The organism is Treponema bryantii, from assembly GCF_036492245.1.
Taxonomy (GTDB): domain Bacteria; phylum Spirochaetota; class Spirochaetia; order Treponematales; family Treponemataceae; genus Treponema_D; species Treponema_D bryantii_C.
Genome location: NZ_AP025286.1, coordinates 1,598,644 through 1,625,321, shown reverse-complemented (window position 1 = coordinate 1,625,321; position 26,678 = coordinate 1,598,644). Strand labels below are relative to the sequence as shown.

At 30.8% G+C, this 26,678-nt stretch carries 22 protein-coding genes; 10 read left to right on the top strand and 12 right to left on the bottom strand.

Translation table 11 applies throughout. The annotated features are described in order from the left end of the window. Positions 1-21 precede the first annotated feature (21 nt). Both rfbD and AABJ44_RS07140 read right to left on the bottom strand, forming a co-directional pair. Positions 22-972 carry a dTDP-4-dehydrorhamnose reductase gene (rfbD, locus tag AABJ44_RS07145; protein ID WP_338371204.1) on the bottom strand — a complete coding sequence of 317 codons (951 nt, stop codon included), beginning with the start codon at positions 970-972 and terminating at the stop codon, positions 22-24. 23 nt (positions 973-995) lie between these two features. Beyond that, entirely contained in the window at positions 996-1,718 is a 723-nt protein-coding gene (locus tag AABJ44_RS07140; RefSeq protein WP_338371203.1) for a DUF6675 family protein, read from the bottom strand. A 108-nt stretch (positions 1,719-1,826) separates the two neighbouring features. Here AABJ44_RS07140 and AABJ44_RS07135 point away from each other — a divergent pair, with 108 nt between their 5' ends. Continuing rightward, positions 1,827-3,602, top strand: coding sequence for a capsule assembly Wzi family protein (locus AABJ44_RS07135; RefSeq protein ID WP_338371202.1), 1,776 nt, complete (start codon positions 1,827-1,829; stop codon positions 3,600-3,602). 16 nt (positions 3,603-3,618) lie between these two features. Here the strand turns inward: AABJ44_RS07135 and AABJ44_RS07130 are convergent, their stop codons facing one another. The 3 genes from AABJ44_RS07130 to AABJ44_RS07120 are packed head-to-tail and all read right to left on the bottom strand — an operon-like array spanning position 3,619 to position 6,723. Next, a complete protein-coding gene (locus AABJ44_RS07130) occupies positions 3,619-4,641 on the bottom strand; it encodes an NAD-dependent epimerase/dehydratase family protein (RefSeq protein WP_338371201.1) in 1,023 nt (340 codons plus the stop codon). Between the two features lie 13 nt (positions 4,642-4,654). Beyond that, positions 4,655-5,815, bottom strand: coding sequence for a CDP-glycerol glycerophosphotransferase family protein (locus AABJ44_RS07125; RefSeq protein WP_338371200.1), 1,161 nt, complete (start codon positions 5,813-5,815; stop codon positions 4,655-4,657). 11 nt (positions 5,816-5,826) lie between these two features. Then, a complete protein-coding gene (locus AABJ44_RS07120; RefSeq protein ID WP_338371199.1) occupies positions 5,827-6,723 on the bottom strand; it encodes a LicD family protein in 897 nt (298 codons plus the stop codon). Positions 6,724-6,813: 90 nt separating this feature from the next. On the opposite strand from AABJ44_RS07120, the gene AABJ44_RS07115 reads away from it, so the two are divergent. Further along, complete coding sequence (locus AABJ44_RS07115) at positions 6,814-8,289, top strand: oligosaccharide flippase family protein (protein WP_338371197.1); 1,476 nt, start codon at positions 6,814-6,816, stop codon at positions 8,287-8,289. Here AABJ44_RS07115 and AABJ44_RS07110 read toward each other — a convergent pair. From AABJ44_RS07110 to AABJ44_RS07090, 5 genes are read right to left on the bottom strand one after another with little or no spacing between them, the layout of a single operon-like run. Beyond that, on the bottom strand, positions 8,277-9,083 hold the full coding sequence (locus tag AABJ44_RS07110; protein ID WP_338371195.1) for a LicD family protein: 807 nt from the start codon (positions 9,081-9,083) through the stop codon (positions 8,277-8,279). The two genes, AABJ44_RS07115 and AABJ44_RS07110, sit on opposite strands and share 13 nt — an antisense overlap. 27 nt (positions 9,084-9,110) lie before the next feature. After that, positions 9,111-9,938: a glycosyltransferase family 2 protein gene (locus tag AABJ44_RS07105; RefSeq protein WP_338371194.1), complete on the bottom strand. Its 828-nt coding sequence runs from the start codon at positions 9,936-9,938 to the stop codon at positions 9,111-9,113. A gap of 22 nt (positions 9,939-9,960) precedes the next feature. Then, the gene (gene rpiB, locus AABJ44_RS07100; protein ID WP_338371192.1) at positions 9,961-10,389 is read right to left on the bottom strand and encodes a ribose 5-phosphate isomerase B; all 429 of its coding nucleotides are present in this window, start codon (positions 10,387-10,389) and stop codon (positions 9,961-9,963) included. Next, a complete protein-coding gene (locus tag AABJ44_RS07095) occupies positions 10,386-11,099 on the bottom strand; it encodes an IspD/TarI family cytidylyltransferase (RefSeq protein ID WP_338371191.1) in 714 nt (237 codons plus the stop codon). Before AABJ44_RS07095 ends, rpiB begins: the two co-directional genes overlap by 4 nt. Before the next feature lie 9 nt (positions 11,100-11,108). Further along, positions 11,109-12,167: a pyridoxal phosphate-dependent aminotransferase gene (locus AABJ44_RS07090; RefSeq protein ID WP_338371190.1), complete on the bottom strand. Its 1,059-nt coding sequence runs from the start codon at positions 12,165-12,167 to the stop codon at positions 11,109-11,111. Positions 12,168-12,257: 90 nt separating this feature from the next. Between AABJ44_RS07090 and AABJ44_RS07085 the strand changes: the two genes are divergently transcribed. Next, positions 12,258-13,061: a LicD family protein gene (locus AABJ44_RS07085; protein ID WP_338371188.1), complete on the top strand. Its 804-nt coding sequence runs from the start codon at positions 12,258-12,260 to the stop codon at positions 13,059-13,061. Positions 13,062-13,072: 11 nt separating this feature from the next. Here AABJ44_RS07085 and AABJ44_RS07080 read toward each other — a convergent pair whose 3' ends face one another. Then, complete coding sequence (locus tag AABJ44_RS07080; protein WP_338371186.1) at positions 13,073-14,200, bottom strand: acyltransferase family protein; 1,128 nt, start codon at positions 14,198-14,200, stop codon at positions 13,073-13,075. A gap of 177 nt (positions 14,201-14,377) precedes the next feature. On the opposite strand from AABJ44_RS07080, the gene AABJ44_RS07075 reads away from it, so the two are divergent. The 7 genes from AABJ44_RS07075 to AABJ44_RS07045 all read left to right on the top strand — a co-directional run bounded on the left by AABJ44_RS07075 (position 14,378) and on the right by AABJ44_RS07045 (position 24,715). Beyond that, positions 14,378-15,415, top strand: a complete 1,038-nt coding sequence (locus AABJ44_RS07075; RefSeq protein ID WP_338371185.1) for a GDP-mannose 4,6-dehydratase — start codon at positions 14,378-14,380, stop codon at positions 15,413-15,415. Between the two features lie 2 nt (positions 15,416-15,417). Beyond that, positions 15,418-16,413, top strand: a complete 996-nt coding sequence (locus AABJ44_RS07070; RefSeq protein ID WP_338371183.1) for a glycosyltransferase — start codon at positions 15,418-15,420, stop codon at positions 16,411-16,413. 12 nt (positions 16,414-16,425) lie between these two features. Next, the gene (locus AABJ44_RS07065) at positions 16,426-17,616 is read left to right on the top strand and encodes a nucleotide sugar dehydrogenase (RefSeq protein ID WP_338371182.1); all 1,191 of its coding nucleotides are present in this window, start codon (positions 16,426-16,428) and stop codon (positions 17,614-17,616) included. A gap of 8 nt (positions 17,617-17,624) precedes the next feature. Beyond that, positions 17,625-18,707 carry a glycosyltransferase family 4 protein gene (locus AABJ44_RS07060; RefSeq protein WP_338371181.1) on the top strand — a complete coding sequence of 361 codons (1,083 nt, stop codon included), beginning with the start codon at positions 17,625-17,627 and terminating at the stop codon, positions 18,705-18,707. A gap of 3 nt (positions 18,708-18,710) precedes the next feature. Beyond that, complete coding sequence (locus AABJ44_RS07055; protein WP_338371179.1) at positions 18,711-21,416, top strand: YidC/Oxa1 family membrane protein insertase; 2,706 nt, start codon at positions 18,711-18,713, stop codon at positions 21,414-21,416. A 69-nt stretch (positions 21,417-21,485) separates the two neighbouring features. Beyond that, positions 21,486-23,477, top strand: coding sequence for an aminotransferase class I/II-fold pyridoxal phosphate-dependent enzyme (locus tag AABJ44_RS07050; RefSeq protein WP_338371178.1), 1,992 nt, complete (start codon positions 21,486-21,488; stop codon positions 23,475-23,477). Further along, positions 23,477-24,715 carry a CDP-glycerol glycerophosphotransferase family protein gene (locus AABJ44_RS07045; RefSeq protein ID WP_338371292.1) on the top strand — a complete coding sequence of 413 codons (1,239 nt, stop codon included), beginning with the start codon at positions 23,477-23,479 and terminating at the stop codon, positions 24,713-24,715. Before AABJ44_RS07050 ends, AABJ44_RS07045 begins: the two co-directional genes overlap by 1 nt. On the opposite strand, the gene AABJ44_RS07040 is transcribed toward AABJ44_RS07045, so the two are convergent. After that, complete coding sequence (locus AABJ44_RS07040) at positions 24,705-26,672, bottom strand: hypothetical protein (RefSeq protein WP_338371175.1); 1,968 nt, start codon at positions 26,670-26,672, stop codon at positions 24,705-24,707. The two genes, AABJ44_RS07045 and AABJ44_RS07040, sit on opposite strands and share 11 nt — an antisense overlap. Positions 26,673-26,678: the final 6 nt, after the last annotated feature.

Sequence of the window (26,678 nt, the reverse complement as noted above, 5' to 3'; positions counted from 1 at the left end):
TGTTTGAAGTATTATTTATGATTAAAGAGGATTAAATCTGTCGCTCTTAATGAATTTCTCGAGGCTGTTCTGCCATTCTGGAATCTTGAGCTTAAGACTCTTTGCGATTTTATCCTTGCTGAGTACAGAATAAGCCGGGCGCTGAACTTTTGCTCCGTATTCTTCAGTTGTACAAGGATTTACAGTACATTCCTGTGTTATACGGCCGAATTTACGTCCAAGACGGTAAATCTCGCAGGCAAATTCATGCCAGTTTGTCTGACCAGCATTTGTAAAGTGATAGATTCCATATGCAGGAGCACTGTTTTTTCCGAAGAATGATTTAGCATTATCACTTTTATCGATAAAACGGAGAATTACAGAAGCCAGGTCTGGCGCATAAGTTGGAGTACCTTTCTGATCATTTACTACGCGAATCTGGTCATGACTGTTCATAAGCTTTGTCATAGTGTATACAAAATTCTTACCATCAAAACCATAAAGCCATGCAGTACGGATAATGTAATAGGTATTCATTTCCTTCATGATGGCATCTTCACCGGCTGCTTTAGTCTTACCATAAACACCAAGAGGTGCCTTTGGAAGTTCTTCTGAGTATGGAGAAGTTCCCTGACCATCAAAAACATAATCAGTTGAAATATGAATCAGTTTAGCACCAATAGAACGTGCAACGCGGGCAATATTAAGAGGACCAGTTGCATTAAGTTTCTCTGCAAGTTCAGGTTCTTCTTCTGCTTTGTCTACATTTGTATACGCAGAACAGTTAATAATCCACTGAATTTTTCTGTCTGCTTTGCGTAAATCAGAAGGGAAATATGCGGCTGTTTCGATTTTATTTGTAAAATCAATAAGTGCCTGTGGATCAGTAATATCAACCTCGTTGTCTGTACCAATCCATGGAAGTTTTTTTTCATCAAGCTGCTTTGCAACCTCACTACCAAGCATACCTTTGCAACCGATTAACCAGATCATTTTCCCCTTCCTCTTTTCTTTTATTAAAATTTCTTAAATATAAATGAACAGAAAGTATTTATTCTGTTGATGAATGATGTTTGAATTCGTTCTGTAAAGAATGGCACACGAGGTGCATTTACACCACCAATTCCATAAAGTACCCAGTTATCTCCATCGCGGAACAAAAGGATACAGATTTTCATTTTACGTGGCCAGATACAATCAAATTTATCAAGATATCGCAATTTGTTTGTATTAACTGCTGAATACAAGATAGAATCTGAACCGCGAGTGAGTACGATATCTTCCTGAACAATGTCAAAAGGCTCCATTAATAGCTTAGCCTTTATTGTTTTTCCATCAGAACGGTCAATTGTTTCTACAATTTCTGCTGAATCATACAAATCCCACCAGGCATCATGACGTTCTGAATAATATGGAATACCTGCATATTCAGGAACATTATTTAAGATTGTTTCAAGACGCTGAGGAAGATCTTCATTTCCCTTATATGGCTTAATCTGAATTACTTCTGCCAGATATTTAGGATTCAAATCATGAATTTCTGAAAGAAGCTTGTCTCCAAGAGTAACTTCACCTTTTTTGAGGCTGATATATTTTTCGTAATTTATATTCTTAATTAAAATATCACCAGTAGCAATTTTTGCTCTTTCATTTTCAGTAAGTCTGCTGTTAAATGGATCTGCAAAACCAGCAAAAACAAGAGTAATTAAAAATAATGCGGAACAAATTATTCTTTTCATATGTATCCTCCTATTATAATTTAAAACACGCAAACTTGCAATTCAGTACACTTTTATTATTTTTTTTACAAATAGATTATTTGAGAAGAATTTACTATAATTTATTTTATGAATTTAAATTTAAAGAATTTTGCTGTCCCATTTATATTTATATTTCTGATTTTTACATTAAATTCTCAGGAATCTTTAAAAAGCATTGAAGAAGACTATTATGATTTTCTATCTCTTACAGGAGTCGTAAAACGACCTACCCTTGGATATAGATCTTTAAGCGACAACGTATGGACATTTAATGAAATTGAATCCTTTGAAAAAAACGAAGAAGTAACCTTCACAAAAGTACGAACTTCAGGTGAACAAAGTCCAACTCATATCTGGAAAAATAACAATCTTGGAACTACATATACACTGTGGCAGCCAGCGTCTCCGATCGATAACTGGTTTACCCGTGGTATTAAACAGAATTTTACTGTCCGTATTTATGGACCTGAATGGTTTAATAGTTACAATACAGCCACCCCTTACGGACAGAACGACGGCGCCCTCTGGCAGGGCCGCGGCTATAACACCTCGCTAACCGCCGGCTTACGTCTTGAAGGTTATGGCTTTGAGTTAACGGTGAAACCGCAGGTGAGCTTTTCGCAAAATAAAGCGTTTCAGTTAGTTGATAACAGTTCCTTTTATACAAATGAATTCGGATATATATGGGGATATGGAAATGACAAAGGTGCTGATGCTCCTCAACGTTTTGGTGATAAAGCTTTCTGGACCTACGATTGGGGTGATTCAGAAATCAGATGGAGCTGGTATAATTTAACCTTAGGCTTTGGAACTCAAAGTCCGTGGCTTGGACCTGCCTGGTTAAATCCACTTTTACATTCAAATAACGCTGCCACTTATCCTAAATTTGATATTGGTTTAAGAAAGACTCAAATTTATATTCCATATATTAATTATTATATTGGTGATATTGAATTCCGTTTCTGGATTGGAAAATTGTCAGAAAGTGATTATTTTGATAATGACAGTTCAAATGATCATAACCAGATAACCGGAATGACATTATCTTATTCGCCTTTCTTCTTGCCTGGACTTACACTTGGAATCAATAAAATCTGTATAAGTAAATGGGATGATAATGAATTTTACAAATATTTCAATCCTTTTTATGGAACAAGCGGAGCCGCATCCGGAAATGAAGTTGAAGATCAAAAGATTTCTATTACACTTAACTGGTTAGTTCCTAAAGGAGGAATTGATGTATATGCTGAATTCGGATTTGATGATCATATAAATGCAAGAGATACAATTAATTCATATACAACTCATTACTGGCATACATTTACTTACACATTTGGTTTAAAGAAAGCCTTCGATATTTATAAAAAAGGAAATATTTCAGGTGAAATTCTTTTTGAATGGAATAATACAGAAATGTCACAGGATTTCCAGATGCAATACAATTATTGTTTTGGATTCCATCATATAATTACACAAGGATTTACAAATAAAGGTCAGTGGCTTGGTTCTGGAATTGGTTATGGAGGACAAAGTCAATATTTAGGCTGTAAAATTTACTATCCAAAAGGTTTATCTCATATTTATATTCATAGATATAATCCTGATAATAGTTATTTATTTAAAGAAGCTATAAATGATGTTTCCACAGGTGCTAATGGAGATTTGCATAACCGCACATGGAATTTTTATAAAGGTATTCTTACAATTGGTGTAGATTCTGATTATTATATAACAGAAGATTTCAGATTAGGTGCTGGTTTGGCATATTGTCATATTGTTAATCCAATATATAATCAGGCAGATGAACAATATTTAGTATGGCATAATTTCCGATTTTCTTTTTCTGCAAAGTATAATTTTTAATTCAAATAATTAATGCTTATACTTTAAAATAATCAATTGTTCTCTTACAGCCATCAAGTATAGAATATACTGGTTTCCAACCCAATTCACAAATTTTATCTGTATTTAAAACAGCATGCTGTGCTTTACTGAAACCTTGTTTTTCAATAGCAGAAGGTAAATCAAAAATTACTTTTGTTCCTGAATAATCAGCTATAATTTGTGCTAAATCTTTTAAATGAATATCAGAATCTTTTCCAGCAATATTATATGCTTCACCTGATTTTCCCTTGAGCATCAGATAAATAATTGCACTTGCAGCATCTGCAGAATAAATATATGAATAATACTGGAGTCCTTCACTTTTTAATATGATATCTTTTGTATCTGCTCCATTCCTTAAAAACTGACTCATAACTTTTGAATCATCTTTTTTCAAAGTAGGTCCGTATGCCCTGCAAAGTCTTGCACTGACAAAATCAACTTTTTTTTGTGCCAGAAAAGCCTGACATAGAGTTTCACATAATCGTTTACTTTCGTTATATCCGGCACGAACTGTATTACAATCTAAATAACCACAGTCTTTTTCTTCAAATCCCTTTGTTTTACACTCTTTATCATCTCCATAAATTTCTACACTTGAAGCAAGAATAAATCTGCAGTTTTTATTTTTTTCTGCCAGCTGGAGCAAATTATAGGTACCAAAAATATTTGCGGTTATTGTTTCAATGGGTTCAGATGCATATTGTACAGGATGTGTATTTGATGCAGCATGGATAATAAAATCAATTTTTTCATTTGAAACAAAGGGGATATTTATATCATGTACTATGTATTTTGTGCATGAAGATTTTGATTCATGTTCATGACGTGATATAAGTAATAATTTTAAATTTAGATTGTATTTAACATTTAAAAAACAAAGCATATCTGTAATGACAGAACCTATGAGACCGGTGGCACCTGTCAGTAAAATAGTTTTGTTTTTTAATATAGAAAAATCACAATTTTGTAAAAGAATGCTTTCTATATCTTCCTGTATTATATTTTTATTATTCAAATTTTACTCCATATTAAAGTGATTTCATTAATTCTACTATTCTTTCTGTAGAATGACCATCACAAGCTGACATATAATCGTTTCTGATTTGCTTTACAAATGAAAAATCATAATTATTTATATTCTTTATTATATTTATCAATTCTTGTGTATTATTACAACGTGCCTTTTCGACAATCGACTTAAAATCAATATAAAAACCTCTTTCATCAACGTATTCTTCAAAATCTGGTGTAAGAAAAATAACAGGTTTATCAAAAAGACACCATTCAAAAAATAATGAAGAATAATCTGAAATGAGGATGTCGCTCATAACTATTAATTCACTGATAGAACCATCAAAAGATAAATCAATACAAAAATCTTTACAATCATCCGGTATATTATATGGTTTATCTAAAGTATCTGGATGTCGTTTTATGATTAAAATATATTCATTACCTAAAGCCGCTTTCATTTCCTTAAAATTTATATATTCAGGCGTAAAAGCTTCTGTTAACGTATTACCTCTCAATGTAGGTGCATAAAGAATTATTTTTTTCTCTGTTAGCTGTTTCTTTTTTTGTTCACAATTATTTATAAAAGTTTTATCAAAAAAAATATCTGTTCTACTAATTCCGATAGGCTTCAATATTCCTTTTCTTAATGGAATCTTTGTAGCTTCCTCATAATATTTTAGAATCTTATCTGAACTCACCGTAAATAATGTGTAATTATTAAATCTTTTATAAGGATAAAAATTTTTGTTCCACGATTTCATTTTAGAGCAACCAAATTTTTTTAATGCTCCGCATCCATGCCATAAATTTATTAACTTAGTTTCTTTTCTGATTGGTAAAGCATTTATAATTGTACATGCCTGATTTACTATTACAAAATTTGCAGAAGCCAGTTTTTTTATAAAATCTAATTCTTCATTTTCATTATTTAATCTATTAATTATTGTAATTAAAAATTGTTTTTCTTTTAATTGTGTATAAATCCTATCAAAAGAAGGAGACATTTTTTCATAATCACGAGTAAATATTATAACACTATCAGGTATTATTTTTGTTTGTTTTATTAATTTCTTATAAACAGAAACATATATAACTTTATATTTCCATGTTCTTTTCAAATTCCAGATAATCGGATGATAATATTTTCCAAATTTCTTTTCTATAAAAGAATTCACACAAATACCTCTTAGAAAAATTCCTTATATGACTTATCAGTATCTATAATAACTCCACCATGAAGCGAACTTCCCTTAACCGGAGTTTTCCAATCACCATAAAAATCAGTTAAATACCATTCATCATCTGTGGTACATGGGAGTGTAAAAAACTCAAAAGGTTTTTCTTCAATATTTGAAAAACTTGCTGTATGTCTAAGGCCGATACATCTTTCTGGTCTGAAAGAAATACTTCCACATAATTTGCAGTCTTTATTATTGTATCTTTGACATGCCTTTTCAAACTTAAAATATGGATAATTTTTTATTTTTAATTTTTCCATAATAAATGCAAATATTTTCTTTATGGTATTCTTTTCCCCATTATCTAAATGCATCCGGTTACGGAATATCTTGCCTTTTCTTCTTAATATTTGTAATTCTTCAAAAAACTTTTTTTGTTCCTCTTCATCATCTGGAACATTATCCTGAGGAAAAATATCTATATTTATTCCCTGATTAAATTTGAAATTTCTATTTTTATTTACTTCAAGAACCATAGCTGTATCTGAATTACATATTTTAGAAAAACCAAAAACACAGCCCGGATCAGTATTTTCATTTTGAAAAAAATATGGATATTTTAATTCTTTTGGAGCAATTTTACATAATTCTTCATAATCAGAACGAGGCATACAAACATCAATATCATCATCCCAAGGAATATAACCTTTATGTCTGAATACACCTAATAAAGTTCCGCCATCTGCAACATATCGCAAAATATATTTTTTACAGATTTTATCTAATTGAAAAAGTAAATCTATTTGAACTGCCCATAGTTCTTTCATTTGGGATGTTACAATATACCCTTCTCTTTCTTCTTCTTCAAGGAAATGTTCGGGTAATTCTATATTAAGTGGAACCATAAGTAATTACTCTCCTAAAATATTCGTATACATAATTATATCAATAATTGTTTAAATTTTCATTATAAATCATTATAATATAGTTTAAGTATGTCAGACATAAGACAAAAATCACTTAAAAAAAATGCGCTTTTTAGTTCAATAAAAAGCGTAATGAATATAATTTTTCCAATCATCTCCTTTCCATATGCAAGTAGAATTTTACTTCCAGAAGGAATTGGTTCTGTAAATTTTGCAAATTCCATTATTGAATATTTCTTATTAATTGCTGATCTCGGAATCGGAACATATGCAGCCCGGGAAGCTGCAAGAATAAGAGATAATAAGTATGAGCTTTCTAAATTAACCCGTGAAATATTATTCTTCAATTTCATAACTACTACAATTGCATATTTATTATTAATCATCAGCCTTCTATTTATAAACCGTCTTTCAGATTACAGGTTACTTCTTATAATCTGCTCAACAAAAATTTTATTCTCAACAATAGGAATTGGCTGGTTATATACAGCTCAAGAAGATTATGGATATATAACTATCCGACATATTGCTTTTCAAATAATAAGTCTTATTCTATTATTCACTTTAGTAAAATCCAAAGAGGACTATTTAATATATGCCGGTATTGGTGTATTTAGTAATGTGGGTGCCAATATTTTTAATTTTATACACTCTCGAAAATACATTAATTTACGGGAAAAAACTCCAATACAACTTACAAGACACATAAAACCTATCCTTACTTTCTTTTCTGTAGATGCTGCAGGAAAAGTTAATGGAGTATTGGATACCATTATGTTAGGTTTTTTATCTGGAGATCTTAGTGTTGGTCTTTATATTGCGGCTACAAAACTAAGTAAAATGGTTCGGCAGCTTATCACTTCTATTATTTCAACTTTTATGCCAAGAAGTTCATATTTAATTAACCATAGAGAATCTGATGAATATGAATCTTTATTAACAAAAGTCTTGAGTATTACTTTTTTCCTGAGTATTCCGGCCGCTGTTGGTCTGCTCTTTTTAGCAGAGCCTTTAACAATTATTTTTTGTGGTGATAATTATCTGGATTCTGTTCCAACAATGAAGCTCCTTGCAATCAGTATTATATTCTGCAGTTTTAATAGTTATTTAAATAATTTAATTCTTACCCCAAACAGGCTTGAAAGATTTATGCTTTACGCACAGCTTATAGCCCTTGTTATAAATGGCGGCTTAAACTGGATTTTAATTACATATGGTTTAAAATATGGAATAAAATGGGGAGTATTCGGAGCAGGAATCGCAACTCTTTTAGTTGATCTTACCTTACCAATAGTAAAACTTTTTGCAGGCTGGAAATATATAAATAACAAAAAGAATTTCTATGATTTACTTAAAGCTCTTATTGGGTCTGCATTAATGCTTCTGGTACTTTATTTAATTGTTTCTACAATTACAAATATTACAATAAAAATTCTTATAAGCGTTATAACTGGAAGTATTGTTTATGCAATTATTGAATGTTTATTAAGACATTCCTCTGCATTAATGATTCTTTCAATGCTGAAAAAACATTATAAGAAATAAGCTTCTGCATGATGACGTGTTTTGCGCTGGTCTTCTGGCGGAAGCTTCATATAATCTCCATATATATTTGATAAATAAATATAGTTTTCTTCAGAAGCTTTCAATTTCAGATTTTCAAAATCCATATCAGTTAATTTTTCATAAAAAGAATGTGGAACCTCTTCTTTCATTCCGTATCCAAAAACAATACATCCTACATATTTTGATTTGTCAAAATCATATTGTTTTCTTACATAAGAGTTTAAACGCTTTGCAGCAAAATTTGCAGGGAATATATGTGATAAATAAAAAATAATCTTTCTTAATAATTTTTTTATTCCTTTTTCACTATTTAAACTTTTCTCATACGTACAGGACATCAGATTACGTAATTTAAATAGTTTATGCCAGTAAGCAATTCTTTTTTCGTCATCATCAGGTAAACCATCAATAGGAAAAACATCAATGTATACTCCCAATGATTTCATCTTTTTATCATAATGTTCAACAAGTTTAGTTTGTGTATCAACAACTTTTGCATATGGCTGAAAGTAATCTTTATCTGTTTCGCAGCTAATCAGTCTATATCTGTTTTGTGTTGAATTAAAGCTCTGTACAAATTTGTCATAATCTGGACGTGGAAGCATAATATCAATATCATCATCCCAAGGAATATAACCTTTATGACGAACGACTCCAATTAGAGAACCACCTGATAATGAATATCGAATATTATTAGTTTCACAGTATTCATGTATGCATTTCATCATTGGAAGCATTGTGGCTTTCATTTCATCGGTTGTCATTCTTTTCATATTATTTTCCTTTAACACACAGTAATTTTATTGATATAAATGGAGAGCTATTAAAACACGTTTAATCATTTTTTTAAGTGTACCTTGCTTAAAATCACCTCTGTCAATTTCAAGCTTTCTGATTTTTTCCATATCTCCATCATCATAATAAAGTTCACATCTAGGTTTCAAAAGTTCATGCCAGTCTGTTTCTTTTTTAGTTTTCCATACAATTCCGGTTTTCTTAACCCAGGTATTGTTCCTTAAATCAATACGAGCCTGCATCTGTTGAGGAGAACGGCATTGATAGTGTTTACATAAAATATTCTCATCAGCCAGAACACCAATCTTTTGTGGCCAATGAGCATATGGAGTTTTTATCCATTTCAGTCCTTTTCTATATCTGAAAAAACGTGGTTCTGAATAACATGGATTTTTGAAATATTTTAAATATTGGCTGTCATGCTCAAAATTTCCGGTAAATTCATATTCTTCAACATCTTCATTAGTTATTACATAATCCAGGGATTGCTTAGCTACTAAATGACAGTTTTTTGGAATTTTCTGTAAAAATTCTCTTGGATCTTCGGCATATATTTCATCAGCATCAAGCTTAAAACACCACCAGTCACCTGGTTTAGAAATTGATTTAAATTCATTATATACATCAGCTCTTAAGCCGTCATGATAATCTCCAAAATACTGTTTCCATGGAGTAACAATGTCATTTTTTAAGGATTGTATAATTTCCCAGGTTCCATCAGTAGAACCATTATCAAGAATAAAAATTTTATCTGCCCATTTTTCGGCTTCTGTAATTACTTTACCAACTATATCAGCTTCATTTTTAACGAGCATAATAGCATAAATTTTCATATAAACTACCTTTAGCTAAAGTTTATTTACTGAACATATCTATTCTAGTCTTATGCTTTCCGCCTAAGAATTCTGTAGTTAAATATTTTTCAGTTATTTCCTGCGCAAGTTCATAAGGGATTATTCTTTCTCCCATACATAAAACATTTGCATCATTATGTAATCTTGTAAATTCAGCTGATTTTAAATCTGTACAAACAGCAGCACGTATAGATTTATGTTTATTTGCAGCCATACTCATACCTATTCCAGTTCCACAAATGAGTATGCCTGTATCAACAGATTTTTCTTCTATAAGTTTACATACTTTATCTGCATAAACTGGATAATCAACCTGTTCTTCAGAATCAGTTCCAACATTTATAACATCATAACCTTTTGAAGTAAGAAATTCGATTAACTTCTGTTTATAACTGAATCCTGCATGATCTGAACCTATTGCAATTTTCATGAAAACAACTCCTCTTCTGTAAATGTCATAAGTGCCTTACAAAGCGGAATATCCTCTTTTCGGGTTATTTTTATGTTATTAGTAAAACCTCTAGAAAAATAAACAGTTTCACCATAATAAATCAGAACTAAATCTGCATAAATAAAATCATGTTTATTTTCTGCTTCTGCTTTTTCATAAAGCCGAAGGATAGGTCCATATTTATATGCCTGTGGAGTTTGAATACGCATTATTTTGCTTCTATCAAGCTGACTGTTTCCCATTTTTCCATCATCTGTATAAATTACAGTTTCATAACAAGGTATTGCAAGAGATGCATTTCCTTTTTCATGTGCAATTCGTAACATATCATCAATGGCAGCCTGCGGAAGTATTGGACGAGCTGCATCATGAATTATAATAAAATCGTCTTCTGAAAGTTTATTTTTCAGACTGAAAATACCGTTACGGGTTGAATCGTGTCCACTTTCACCGCCTTCAATAATATCAGTAACTTTTGAAATTTTGTATTCTTCAAGTATTTCTTTTAGATGATCAATCCAATCCTTTACACAAACTATAATGATTTCGTCAACCTGTTTGTTTTTCTGGAAATTTTCGATTGTATGAACAATTACAGGTTTATCATTTAATGATAAAAATTGTTTAGGCATTGGCCCGCCCATTCTTGAACCAATACCACCAGCCAGAATGATTGCAATATTTTTCATATGAAATCCTTATTTTACATCTATTTTCAAAAGTGCATCCATGAACATTTTCATATATTTTACATCCCAGATTGTAACTCTTAAGAAACCTGCACTATCTCCTTTTCCACAGAAAATTAAAATATTCTGTTTCTTTAATTCTTCTGTAATTTCTTCTGCAGTTTTATATTTTGGAGTTATACAGATAAAACAGCCATAAGTTGGAATATATGAATAGCCGTTATCTTCCAATGCTTTGATAAGATAGTCTTTACCACCATTAAATGTATTTTTAAGCTCTGTAATTACCTTATCAAAGTTATCTACAATTGTTTCACCAAAAGCAAGAGCAACATTGTTTACTGTATAGTGCGGCTTATAATTCTTCACATACTGAACATTTTCTTTTGTGGAAATAACAGCACCCATACGTAAGCCTGGCATTGAAAGCATTTTAGAGAATGTACGGAGAATTACAACATTATCAAATTCTTTTATAAGATTAAGAGAATGTTTATCATAAAAGTAATGATATGCTTCATCAATTATTACAAGAGCATTTACAGATTTAGCTTTTTCAACAACACGGCGTATTTCATCATCTGAGTAAACATTTCCAATTGGCATACTTGGATTAACAAGAGAAACAATACCTGTATTTGAATCAATTTTATCAATCAGTTTATTAATATCAAAAGAATAATCAGATTCATAATGTACCATTTCTGTATTCATCTGAGCCATGTCCGCATATACTTTATACATACCAAAGGTTGGAGTTACACATAAAAGAGTTTTTCCGGGCTCACCAAAAACCTTAATTACATATCCCATTGCAACAACAGAACCGTCTGTTAAAGTAACATTATCATATTCCAGACCAAGAAGTTTTGCGTACTTTGTAGTAAATTTGATTTCTTCTGGGTATAACGAAAGATATGAAGGAGTGATTTTTTTCATAGCCTCGTCAAAAAGCCATTTTGGAAGTCCATCAGGATTTTCATTCTGATCAAGGCGAATATAATTTCCTCTATCTTCCGGTTGATTTGTTCTCAAAAAGTTCTTAATTATTGGATTAACATAATGCATTTTACTTTCCTCAAAAATTATTGTAAAATTAGTTTATTGTAACATAAATACATATTTTTGAATATATAATCTTAATTTTGGATTTTTAATATGAAAGAATTAAATTTACAGGAAATACAACAGGCATGCTTTTCAACTTTTCTTAAACTTGATGAGATTTGCCGAAAACTGAATATACATTATTACATGGCATTTGGAACACTTATTGGTGCTATACGACATAAAGGTTTTATTCCTTGGGATGATGATATCGATGTAATGATGCTTAGAAAAGATTATGAAATTCTAAAAACATACATGGAATCACACCAGGAGGAGCTAAAACCTTTTAAAATATGTACAAGAAGTAATACAAAAAATTACTCCCCATCAATTCCACGTTTTGTTGATACAAGTTATATATTTGAATCAAGTTATTCTTATGAAAAAAAATTTGATTTGGGCGCATTTGTAGATATTTATATCTTAGATTATTGTGGTAATACCTTTGAACATGGAAAAAAATTTGGAAAGAAAATCAGAAATTGGGATAAAAAATATATGATTTATTTAAATCCTGACAATGGTAAAAGGAACCTTAAATTTTTTGTCCGATGTCTTCTTTACATTATCCTAAAGATTTTATGGGGTAAGAACTATGATTTTGATTCAAAACTAATTAAATATAATTCCAGATTTCATAATGAAAAAGATAATTATGTGGGAGTTCTATACGATTGTGATCCCATTGAAAAAAATCTATTTATAAATCCACCGGAAGTTGATTTTGAAGGACATAAAGTATATATTCCAAATAATTACGATTCTGTGCTGACTCTGACTCATAAAGGTTATATGAATTTACCTCCTGAAAGTGAAAGAATTCCGCATCATAATTATAAAATCTATAAATAGTTAAAATCTTTTTAACTATTGTTAAATTTATTTATGTTTTTCTCTAGAAATAATTTATTGATAATTACTTTTAATAATACAAAAAATTTTTGTCTTACTAATTCTATTAATGTTCCAATAACAAAAAGAATTACGACACAGCTTAAACAATATAAAGGCAAATATACACTTTCAATATATGATTGAGTATTAAATAGTTCAAACCACATATAATGTTTGAAAGTTCTATTATTATGAATTAAATATATTCCAAATGTACACCCACCTATTAAGTTTATTATTTTATTTTGTTTTAGTTTTAATTCCCTAAATGTACAAAAAATATAAATTGCAGTTATGACCTTTAACAAGTCATTTATAATTAAGGATACGAAAAAATTATAATTATTACTAACGAATTCTATACATTTTGAAACATAATAAATCCCATTAGCCCACAAAACGAAAAAAGAAATAAGACATATTGATATTATTAAATTTTTCCTAAAATTATTAAAACAAGAAGGATTATATTTTTTTATATAATTTGCAATAAAATAAAAGGTGAAAAAATAAATTAAATAATCAGGATCAAATGCTTTTTGTAATGGTATACTTGATAGTCCAGCACTAATTATAATAAGTATAATACACAAATTAAAATGTTCTTTTCTTTCTAGATTTTGTAATAGTTTATTAGCATATATTGATAAAGGATAAAATATTAAATATGCAGAAGCATACCAATTTTGATTTGTTAGGAATGGCAAAAAAGAAGCTATTAGATGTTTTTTATCCATAATTTTCGGTACTGAATTTGAATCTATTATCAGTCCTTGTGGATAAATATTACATTGTTTCAAATATAAATATAATCCAAAAATACTGCTATAAAACCATAATTGAACATATATTTTACCTTCTTTTCTCCATGAAAATTTTCTTGATGAAAGATAGAAACCTGAAATAAGCATGAAACAGTAATTTGCTACACTTCCACTCCAATTAAATGAAGACATAAACGCTTCCATTGGAGTTATAGTTTCATTAATAAATCTAAGTCCATGTGCCTTAATATGACAGCACATAATCATAAACATCAGTAAACATCGTAATAATTCAATATTTGAATCTCTTTCTTTGTAATTATTCGTGTTCATTATAAATAATTATAAACTCTTTTATAATAAATACAAAATTAATTATAGTATTATTATAAAATATATTTTTTTTATATATAAAAAGGATTATATTCATCTATTGAGTTTACAAAACAATACTTATAAAATATTAATTATAATATATATCTTTAATCTAAAAGATATTAAGGATGAAAAATGAATATTACACTTTCCAACCAAACAATTTTAATCACCGGCGCTGCAGGATTCATCGGAAGTTTCCTTACTAAAGCTCTTATGGAACAATTTTCTTCTATATCAATTATTGGAATTGACTCTATAACAGACTATTATGATATTTCCTTAAAAGAAGAACGACTTAATATGCTTAAAAATACTAAAGGAAAGGTTACATTTCTTAAAGGAGATATTGCTGATCAAAACTTTCTTAATAATGTTTTTTCTAACTATAAGCCAACTATTGTTGTAAATCTTGCAGCACAAGCAGGAGTGCGTTATTCAATTACTAATCCAGAAAGTTATATTCATTCAAACATTATTGGTTTTTATAATATACTTGAAGCATGTCGTTCTACAATGCAGACAGAAAATCCTGTAAAGCATCTTATATATGCATCTTCATCCAGTGTTTATGGTTCTAATAAAAAAGTTCCATATTCAACAGATGACAAAGTAGATAATCCAGTTTCCCTTTATGCTGCTACAAAGAAGTCAAATGAATTATTTGCACATGCCTACTCTAAACTATATAAAATTCCAAGTACAGGTTTACGATTTTTTACAGTTTATGGTCCTATGGGTCGACCAGATATGGCATATTTTAAGTTTACTAATAAGCTTGTAAAAGGAGAACCTATTCAGATTTATAATATGGGCGATATGTACCGTGATTTTACTTTTGTTGACGATATTGTAAAAGGAATCATTAATGTAATTCAAAAAATACCTAAAGAAACAGAGGATGGTGCCCCTTATAAAGTTTATAATATCGGAAATAATAAACCTTCCAGCCTTATGAATTTTGTTGAAATTTTGGAAAATTGTCTGATAAAAGAAGGAATTATTTCTGAACCTGGCAAGAAAGAACTTCTTCCAATGCAACCTGGAGATGTTTATCAGACTTATGCAGATGTTTCAGAACTTGAAAAAGACTTTGATTTTAAACCATCTACAACACTTGAACAGGGACTTTCTGCATTTGCAAAATGGTATAAAACTTATTACAATAGATAAATATGAAATTTGTTTATGTACTGACTTCAACACCTAAAGATTTGTATTATGAGCAATGTCTTATGTCGGTATGGTCACTTAGACAAAAAATGCCAAATGCCGATATAATTGTTCTTGTTGATGACAAAACAGCATCTTCTTTTACTCTTGAATATAAACGTACAGAACTTAAATCAGTTGCAAGTTTAATCAAAACAATTGACTTTGATAATTCAGTTACCAATATAGAACGTAGTCGTTTGATTAAAACTTCTATTCCTGATTATGTTGAAGGTTCTTTTTTATACATTGATTGCGATACTATAATTTGTGATGATTTATCTTCAATTAAAAATGAATCTTTTGAAACGGCCGGGGTTCTTGATGGACACTGTATGTTAGAAGATCATATTCATAAAAATTATTTTTTAAAACGAGATAAAAAACTTGGCTTTAAGGGAACACAGCAATCTGAGTGCAATATAAATGGTGGAATTATTCTTGCTAAAGAAGGTGAACAGACAAAACAATTGTTTAAAACATGGAATGAAGTATGGAAATATTCTGCATATAAAAAGCATGATTTTCATGACCAAAGTGCATTAAATGAAGCTAATTATCGTACTGGTCTGAAAATGGGGCATCTAAACGGTATATGGAATTGTCAACCGAGTCACGGAGGTTTAGCATATCTAAAGGATGCAAAAATTATTCATTATTATTCCAGTGAATTTAGTGGTAAAAATTATATTCCATATTATAAACTTGCTGATAAAAACTTACAGAATCGTATTAAAGAATCTGGAGCTATTCCAGAAGATATTCAGAAAATGATTTTGGAACCAAAGTTTCAATTTAACAATGTACATTTAATAAATGATAAAAGAATTGTAAGTATTATGCAGTCGCCTTTAACTTTTACACTTGCAGATATCAAAGAAAAATTACCAGGGCTTTTTACTTTTATGGAAGTACAAGCTTCTTTTCTACGTACTTTAGGAAAAAAACTCAAAAAATAATCGAGGTTTAAAATGAAAATCGCAGTCGCAGGAACAGGATATGTTGGACTATCTAATGCTATACTTTTAGCTCAAAATAATGAAGTAACCGCAGTAGATATAATTCAGGAAAAAGTAAATCTAATTAATAATAAAAAATCACCAATTATTGATAAAGAAATTGAAGAATACTTAGAAACAAAAGATCTGAATTTGAATGCTACAACAGATGGTGCTTCCGCTTATAAAGATGCTGATTTTATTATTATTTCAACTCCAACAAACTATAATCCAGATAAAAATTATTTTGACACATCAAGCATTGATACTGTAATGGATATAATAAAAGAATGCGGCTCAACCGCTACAGTTGTAATCAAATCAACAGTTCCTGTTGGATATACAGAAAAATTACGTGAAGATACTGGTTACTTAAATATGATTTTTAGTCCTGAATTCTTACGAGAAGGTCATGCACTTTATGACAATCTTTATCCAAGCAGAATTGTGACAAGTTATCCAAAGGATGATGAAAAATTAAAAGACAAAGCAATTCAATTTGCTGAACTTCTTAAACAGGGAGCTTTAAAACCTGCTGATGAAATTCCTGTTCTTCACCCTCATTGTACTGAAGCTGAAGCGATAAAGCTTTTTGCAAATACTTATCTTGCTTTACGAGTTGCCTATTTTAATGAACTGGATACTTATGCTGTAGTTCGCGGTTTGAATACAAAACAGATAATTCAAGGTATATGTCTGGATCCAAGAATTGGAGACTTCTATAATAACCCAAGTTTTGGATATGGCGGTTATTGTCTTCCAAAGGATACAAAACAGTTGCTTGCTAATTATAATAATGTACCTCAGAATCTTATCCGTGCTATTGTTGAATCTAACGTTACCCGCAAAGATTTTATTGCTGACCAGATTATTGCAAAAAAACCTGAAACAGTTGGTGTATACCGTCTTACAATGAAAGCAAACAGTGACAACTTCCGTCAGAGTTCAATCCAGGGTGTTATGAAACGAATCAAAGCAAAAGGAATAAATGTCGTTGTTTATGAACCAACTTATAAAGGAGATAATTTCTTTAATTCAGAAATTATTAAAGATTTAAATTCTTTTAAAAACAAATGCGATATAATTCTTGCTAATCGACTTACAGATGAACTTAATGATGTAAAAGACAAAGTTTATACAAGAGATTTATATAGTAGAGACTAAAATTATTTATGAAATATCTTATTAATTCTAATTTCTTATGTAGGAATCTAACAGGAATTGAACGCTTTGCTTTTGAAATATGTAAACGATTAGATAAACTATTAACTTCAAATGATTATATAGGAATTATTATTCCATCAAACGCAAAAACAGTTCCTCAATTTCAAAATATAAAAATAATAAAATCTGATAAACAACTTAAAAGTTTTCCACTTTGGGATTTATTCCAATTTGCATGCTGGTGTAAACGATTTCAGGCAACTGGAATTAATTTTAGTAACACTGCCCCACTTGGGCGCAATTGTGGAATCAGTTTTATACACGATATATATGCAAAGCAATATCCACAAGATTTTTGTTCTATAAAAGAAAAACTTGTGCGTTTATACAGTTGTTTTAATTACAGAAACATTGTTCATAATGCCAAAAAAGTTCTTACAGTTTCAGATTTTTCAAAAGAACAAATTCAAAAGATATATAAAACAATAAAACTAAATATAGAAGTAATCCCGAATGGCTGGGAACATTTTCGAGATGTAAAATATGAATCTCTTGCAGATTCGGATGGCTTTTTAACTCCCGGAACTTTTTATTTTACTCTTGGTTCTCTTCAGAAACGTAAAAATCTTGGTTGGATAGCAAAGTACGCAGTCGATCATCCGGAAGAAAAATTTGCAATAAGCGGAAAGGCTGTTTCTGGCTTTGTTAGTGGAGATATTGCAGTTTTAAAGAATCTTCCAAACGTAAAACTCTTAGGATATGTTACAGATTCTCAAGTCAAATGGCTTATGAAAAACTGTAAAGCATTCATTTTTCCAAGCTATTATGAAGGTTTTGGAATTCCTCCTCTGGAAGCACTTTCTGTAGGTGCAAAAATTATAATTGCTAACGCAGCAAGTCTTCCAGAAATTTATAAAAACAGTGCTGTTTATATAAACCCTTATGATTCAAATTGTAATCTGGAAAATCTGCTTACAAATCTTCCATCAGATTATAACTATAAGGTTGCAGAAGTGTTAAATAATTATACTTATGACAAAGCTGCACAAAAACTGTATAATATTTTACAGAATAATCTTCAGGAGTTTTAGATAATGAATCTTGCAAATATTTTATATACTGTTATTCTTTACCCGATTGTTCAATTAATCGAAATTTCTTATAAAACTTTTGATAAACTTTTTGACAATACTGGCATTGCTATTCTCGGAGTTAGTCTTACAGTTACACTGCTCTGTCTTCCACTTTATATTGTTGCAGAAAAATGGCAGCAAATAGAACGTGATACACAGACAAAACTAAAACCAGGAATTGAACGAATCAAAAAAGCATTTAAAGGTGATGAACAATACATGATTCTTTCAACTTATTATAAGCAGAATCATTATCACCCTATGATGGCACTTCGTTCCAGTTTTGGTCTTTTAATTCAAATTCCATTTTTTATGGCTGCATATTCTTGTCTTTCCAAAATGCCAGCTTTACAAGGTCAGTCATTTCTTTTTATCCGTGACATGGGACAACAAGATGCTATCTTTAAGATAGGTTCATTCCCTGTTAATATTCTTCCTATTGCAATGACAATTATAAATATTATTGCCGGAGCAATTTATACAAAAGGATTTCCTATTAAAGAAAAATTCCAGATTTATGGAATGGCTTTAATTTTCCTTATACTCTTATATTCAAGTCCAGCAGGTCTGGTTCTTTACTGGACAATGAATAACATTTTCAGTCTTATAAAGAATATTTTTTATAAACTAAAAAATCCAATTAAAGTTCTTTATTATTTGATGGTTGCAGGCTGTTTATTTGTAGTCATTTTTGTTTTATTTATATATGATGGCGGAGCTTCACCTAAAAAACGCATGGCAGCAGCGCTACCTATGCTGCTTTTAATTGGTATTCCAGTTTATTTAAAGGGTATAAACTGGCTTTTAAATAAACCTCTTTCAAATCTTGTAGAAGAAAAAACTAAACGTTTCCGATTGTTTTTATTTTCTGCACTTGGACTTTGTGTATTAACTGGTCTTGTATTACCAACTAACCTGATATCTTCTTCTGTTCAGGAATTTTCAAATATCGAAAATTATACTTCTCCAACAAATTTCCTACATGCCCCTTTCTGGCAGAGCATGGGACTTTTTGTTATATGGCCTCTTTGTATTTATTTTCTATTTAATAAAAAAATCCAGACTATAATTGCTACCATTTTTTCAATTATGCTTGTAGGCTTTTCAATTAATGCATTTGCATTCTCCGGTAATTATGGTTCAATGGATATTACTTTAAAATTCATAGGTGGAATTGAAGCTCAATCAAAGTTTTTTATCATATTAAATCTTTTTGTAAATATTCTTATTATTACCCTTATTCCTTTTATTCTTTCTCGTAAAAAGAATTCTATTTTTACAAGTTTAATACTTATTACTTTTGCTTCATTTTCGCTTTTTGGAATTATCAATATATCAAAAATAAAAAAAGAATATAAAGCCTTCGAAGCAGCACGAATTGCAAATTCAAATACAAAAGAATCTGATTTTGCAACTAAATTCCACCTCTCAAAAACTGAAAAAAATGTAATTATTATAATGCAGGATCGAGCAGAAAGTTCTTTCTTCCCATATATATTAAAAGATTTTCCAGAACTAAATGAAAAACTCAGTGGCTTTACTTTCTATCCTAATACAATTTCATTTAATGGACATACTTTCATGGGAAGCCCTGGAGTTTATGGTGGTTATGAATATACTCCTTTTGAAATGAATAAACGAGATACTGAATTATTAAAGAATAAACATAATGAATCACTTCTTCTTTTACCATTGATTTTTACAGAACAAAAAAACTATACTGCTACAGTTTCTGACTTGTCATGGGGTAATTATAGTTATGTAGCTGATTTAAGTTTTATGGAGAATTACCCTAAAATTTCAGCATATACTCTAAATGGACGATATACTGGAGAACTAAAAAAACGATTAAAAACGACAAATCAACTTTCGCTTATTCAAAGTGCAAACAGAAATCTCTTCTGGGTAAGTTTATTCCGTGAATCGGCAGCAGTTTTACGACCAGTTGTATATTATAAAGGTTCCTGGTGGGGAGCAGAAGGTGCCGTTGATATGGATTCTTTCCTTGACTGGTACAGTGCTGAATATTTCTTACCAGAAATAACTGATTTCAATTCAAATACTGGTAATTTAATTGTAATTACTAATGAAGCAACTCATTCAAATGAAGATATTTCTTATCTGGATATTACAAAAAAAATTGATCACTCAATTCATTTTCATTCATCATATGATATTAATACAGCATGTTTATTTAAGATTGCAGATTTTGCAGACTATCTAAAAGAAAATGATGCCTATGATAACACAAAAATTATTATAGTTGCTGATCACGGAATTGGATATGGAAATACCTCAGATGAAAATTATAATAATCCACGAGTAGACGGTAAGTATAGAAAAGATCATCTTAATCCATTACTACTTGTAAAAGATTTTAATTCAACAGGTCCTATAAAAACTGATATGTCTTTTATGACAAATGCAGATACACCAACCATAGCATGTGAAGGTGTTATTGATAATCCAATAAATCCTTTTACTGGAAAACAGATTAACTCAGATGCAAAGAAAGATGGAGTTCTAATCACTATTGATAACATTTTTATGCCACATCACAGCAAAAGTTCTTATACCTTTACTGTTAAACCAGAATCTTGGTATAAAGTAAAAGATAATATTTTTGTTGATGAAAATTGGACACAAGCGACAGATTTATTGAATTAATTAGTTATTGATATTAAAATATTTTAACAAAAATTCATTGTAATTGTTTGTTTTATAAAAGGAGTTTTTATGACAGAACAAGAATTTGATTACATCATGGCAGTACGCCGTAAAGAAGATACAACAGGATTCAATAAAGATACTATCTTAAGCTGTACAAAAGCCGGATGGGTAAAAAACAATAAAGTTACTAATGACGGTATAGAAGCTCTGGCTCCATATAAAGTTGACAATGCTATTATTATGGCTGCAGGCCGAAGTCGCCGTTGTATGCCGCTTTCTAACTACCTTCCAAAAGGTTTGTTTGAAATTAAAGGCGATACAATGGTAGAACGCCAGATTAAACAGCTTCATGATGCTGGAATTAAAGAGATTGTACTTGTAGTTGGATATCTTAAAGAACGATACTACGAGATGGCAAAAAAATATCCTGAGCTTATTGTAATTGATAACACAGAATGGGAAGAAAAGAACAACATGTCTTCCCTTTATGCTGCTAAGGATTATATCAAAGCAAGTTATATCTGCTGTTCAGATAACTGGTTTGCTCATAACGTTTATCGTGACTATGTTTATGATTCTTATTACGGATGTCTTTATTCAGATGAGTTCTGTAATGAATATTGTGTAAAAGGTCTTGATGATCGTGGATATATGACTGAAGTAAAGAAAGGTGGAGAAAAAGCCTGGTATACAATCGGCGAAGCATTCTTCTCAAAATCTTTCAGTGCTAAATTTGTAGACCTCATGGTAAAGGAATATTACGATCCAGATATGAAGTATATGCTTTGGGATGATTTCCAGATTAAGCATATTACTGAACTTTTAATGAAGATTAAACGCTATGATGATTCTGAATGTAAAGAATTTGATACAACTGATGATATTCTTCAGTTCTACCCTAACTTCAAGGAATTTATCGATCAGTTTTTTCAAGAAGATGAACTGATTAACTCAACACAGCGTATTTCATATCTTTCAAATTATTCTGATACTAAACAGTATTCTGTTGTTGCTACAGAACAACTTACAGGCCGTATGCATGTAAACGAGAACCTTTTTGGACCTAGTCCAAAGTGTCTTGAAGTTCTTCATAATGCAAAAATGGAAGATTTGTATTTATACGATCTTACCCGTGAAGATGAACTTGCAATTGAAGTTTCAAAAGTAACAGAGATTCCTACTGATTCTATTTTTATCCATTCAGGAAGTTCTGATGTTATAAAAACAATCATGACAATTGTTTTGAATAAGGATGATACAGTACTTATTTCAAATCCTGCATGGAATTACTATAAATCAGTTTGTGAATTACGCCATGCTAAGGCTGCTTATTATGATGTTGTTCCTGGTAAAGATTCTTACGAATTTGATATTAAGAATCTTCTTTCAGAAGCTAAGAAAACAAAACCAAGAATCATTGTTATTACAACACCTCACAATCCAACTGGAGCTGTAATTTCTAGAAATGATCTTGAGAAGATTATTAAAGAAAATCCATCTTCACTGATTATTGTTGATGAAGCATATCTTGGACTTTCTACAGTAACTTATGATGCTAAATATCTTTTAAGTTCATATAACAACGTTGTATTCTGCAGAACCTTCTCTAAACTTTATGGTCTTGCAGGTATTCGTATGGGTTACGGTTTGTGTACTCCAATGGCTAAGCAGGTTTTCAAGCTTGACTTGAATCCTTTCCGTGTTTCTAACATTGGACGCAAGGTTTGTATTGCTGCCCTTCGAGACACAGAATATTATTCAAATCTTACCAAAACAATCATAAAACTTAAGGATGACTTTATTTCTGAAATCAATAAAATTAAGGGAATTAAAGCTTATAAATCTGCTGCAAACTTTATCTTTATCCGATTTAATGAAAATCTTGGAGAAAAAGATAAAGAAATTGATGTACAAGCTCTTAAAGATTATCTTTCTTCTAACGGATTCCTTACACGTCTCTGGACAGAAGGAAGCCATCTTTCCATGAGAATTACTGTTGCACCACAGCCAGATATGGATAAAGTTTTAGAACTAATTAAGGACTTTGTATCAAAATGATGATTCTGCCACTATATATAGACCCTGGTACAGGAAGTATGCTGTTTTCAATACTTATTGGAGCAGCAGCTACACTCTTTTTCTTATCAAAAGCTATGTTACTTAAATTAAAAGTAATTTTTGCAGGTAAGAAAGGCGTACAGGAAGATAAAGCATATAAGAAATATGTAATTTATTGTGAAGACAAACGCTATTGGACAGTTTTCCAGCCAGTAATTGAAGAGTTTGAAAAACGTAAAATTGAGATTACATATTATACCGGTTCTAAAGATGATGCTGTATTCGATAAGAATTATGAATTCATAAAAGCAGAATATATTGGTACAGGTAATGTAGCTTATGCAAAACTGAATATGCTTTCTGCAGGTATTGTTCTTATGACAACTCCTGGTATTCAGGTATATCAGCTTAAGCGCAGTAAAAATGTTAAACATTACAGTCATATTTTCCATTCCTGCACAGACTCTACAATGTACCGTCTTTTTGGTCTTGATTACTTTGATTCCGTTCTGATGACTGGAGATTACCAGGCTGATGATATCAGACTTCTTGAAAGTCAGAGAAACTTACCAGCTAAAGAATTAGTAACTGTAGGTTGTACCTATCTGGATGTTCTTAAAGAAAAAATGGAATCTATTCCATCTGAAGAAAATCATAAATTTACTGTTCTTGTTTCACCATCATGGGGAAAAAGTGCACTTCTTGGACTCTATGGTGAAAAACTTCTTGATCCACTTGCAAAGAGCGGAATGAGAATTATTATCCGCCCTCACCCACAATCTCGTATTTCTGAAAAAGATATGCTTGATCGTCTTCATGAACGCTATAAGGATTACGAAAACATTGAATGGGATAACGAGCGTGATAATATCTACTCTTTGAAAAAAGCTGATATTATGCTTTCAGACTTCTCAGGAATTGTATATGACTATACCTTCCTTTGTGACAAGCCTGTTATGTATGCAAACTCTGAAATGGATTTGCTTCCATATGATATTTATGATACTGGTCATGAACCTTGGGCTGTAACAACATTACAGAAGATTGGTATACCAATTCAGGAAAAAGACTTTGAAAATATTGCAGAAGTAATAAAAAATGCTTCTGACAGCCCTGAACTTGCTAAGCTCAGAGCTCATTATAAATCAGAAGCATGGCAGCATATTGGTGAAGCTGGTAAATTAACAGCTGACTATATGATTAATAAAATGTCTTCTTTCGAAAGCACTAATAATTAATACTGAAACCAATTGTTAAGACTGCACCGAACATTGTCGGATACTCATCAGTATCTGCAATGTCAAACGGTGTACTAAAATCTACATCTTTACAGTTACCATTATTTCCATATACAGAACGATCATAGTTTTCATCATCAATTACAGTAAAGTAGCTAAACATAAGTCCAAGATTACCATAGAATGAAAGCGGATATTTTGTGTTTAAAGTAGCTCTACCACCAGCACTTACTATATGAATCCAATTATAAGCTCCATCATGAAGGAAATACTTCTTCAAATCATTACGATTCCATTTACTTAATTCAGAATAAATATTACTTCCTGGAACCTGCTGGCTACCGTAATCTGCACCATGACGAATCAACTGATATGAAGCACCAGCGTTTGAGTTTGCAGTAGGTTTAATTTTAAACTGAAGCAAAAACTCGTCTGAGTTTGGTGGAAGATAATAACCAAGTGATTCACCGTTGTTTGAATAATTTTCACAGATATAATGATCATACCATGGAGCATAATCGATTGAATGGTGTGTATAACAATATGGTTCTATCTTTGTATAACGGAAGCTTAAAGAAGCAAATGGTAATTTTGGAAGGATATATTTTATACCTCCCTGGTAAGCAAACATTGCTCTTGTAAATATAAATGGATTATTATTTAAACCGTTTATTTCATCAAGATAGAATGATGCCCATACAGAACCAAGACCTGCAACTGTATATTTTATATCACCAAATAAAGCAAGATTATCACAGTCTCCAATATGGTTCTGATACTCTACATAATTTGCAAGAGGGAACATGTAGCCAAGTTCAAAGCGTTTTGGCCATACGACTGAACTACCAAAATCCATATGTAACCTTTTAAGATCAAGTTCGATCATATTAAGAGAGAATGCATTCTGGAAATAGTAAGAATCATCAAGGCTGACTGATTTAGTTTCAAATTTTCGCATTGCTGATTCGTTTATATAATCCTGATTAGGATACTCAAGGACACCTGTTAATGAATAGAACTTAAGGAACTCGAAAAGTTTAAACTGTGCATCTACAGCCATAAATGGATATGCCTGCTTATTTAATACAAGAGAACTGCCTTCATCCATTGCTGCAATTTCTCTGTCGAAACGTCCTGCTCCAAGAATTATATGATTATTCAGTAATGAGCCACGGATTTCTCCATCAATTGAAAAGCCCATACCAAAACTTGTTGCCCAACCTTCAAGTCCAGAAGCACTCATATTCTTAGCAAAATAGAACTGACCACTCCATGGCTTTTTATATGTATATGGCAGATATGCATTATTTAAGTAACGTCGAATATAGCGTGCTTTATCAGATACATCATATTGATCACCATTATCCTTTAAGTCTCCGTCAAAAAATTCTTCAATATCATCTTCATACCATGGATAACCAATAAAATAACTACCAATCTCCATTAACGGCATTTTAGAAAAATCGAGTACACCCTTTAATCTATAAGAAAGGCCCTTACCTATATCTCCGTCAAAATTGATTTTGTACATATTATCCATACCCCAGCTATTATAGTCGGAGTCTGTATATAGACCGCCTGAATATACTAATTCAAACTCGCTTTTATAATTAAATGAAAGCGGAAATGTTTCACTTGAATTTCTTATGCTTGCATTGAAGAAATTATTCTTACCTTCTTTTTCTGATGGTTCATAAAGTGCCAAATAATGCTCAATAATTTTAGTTTCCTGTTCAGACATTTTATCTGAATTATCATAAATCTGACGAAGGGTATCCAAAATCTGAGACTTTGTATATGGCTTATAACTGTTCAGCGGAGAGCATAAACCTTTTTTCTGTGCAACATCGAGTAATTCATAAATCTCATCTGTTACAGAAACTGTTGCATTTGTCTGAGCAAAAGCGTTGAAACCGAAAAGAACAATACCTGCAAATAATACAATAATCTTTTTCATTTTATG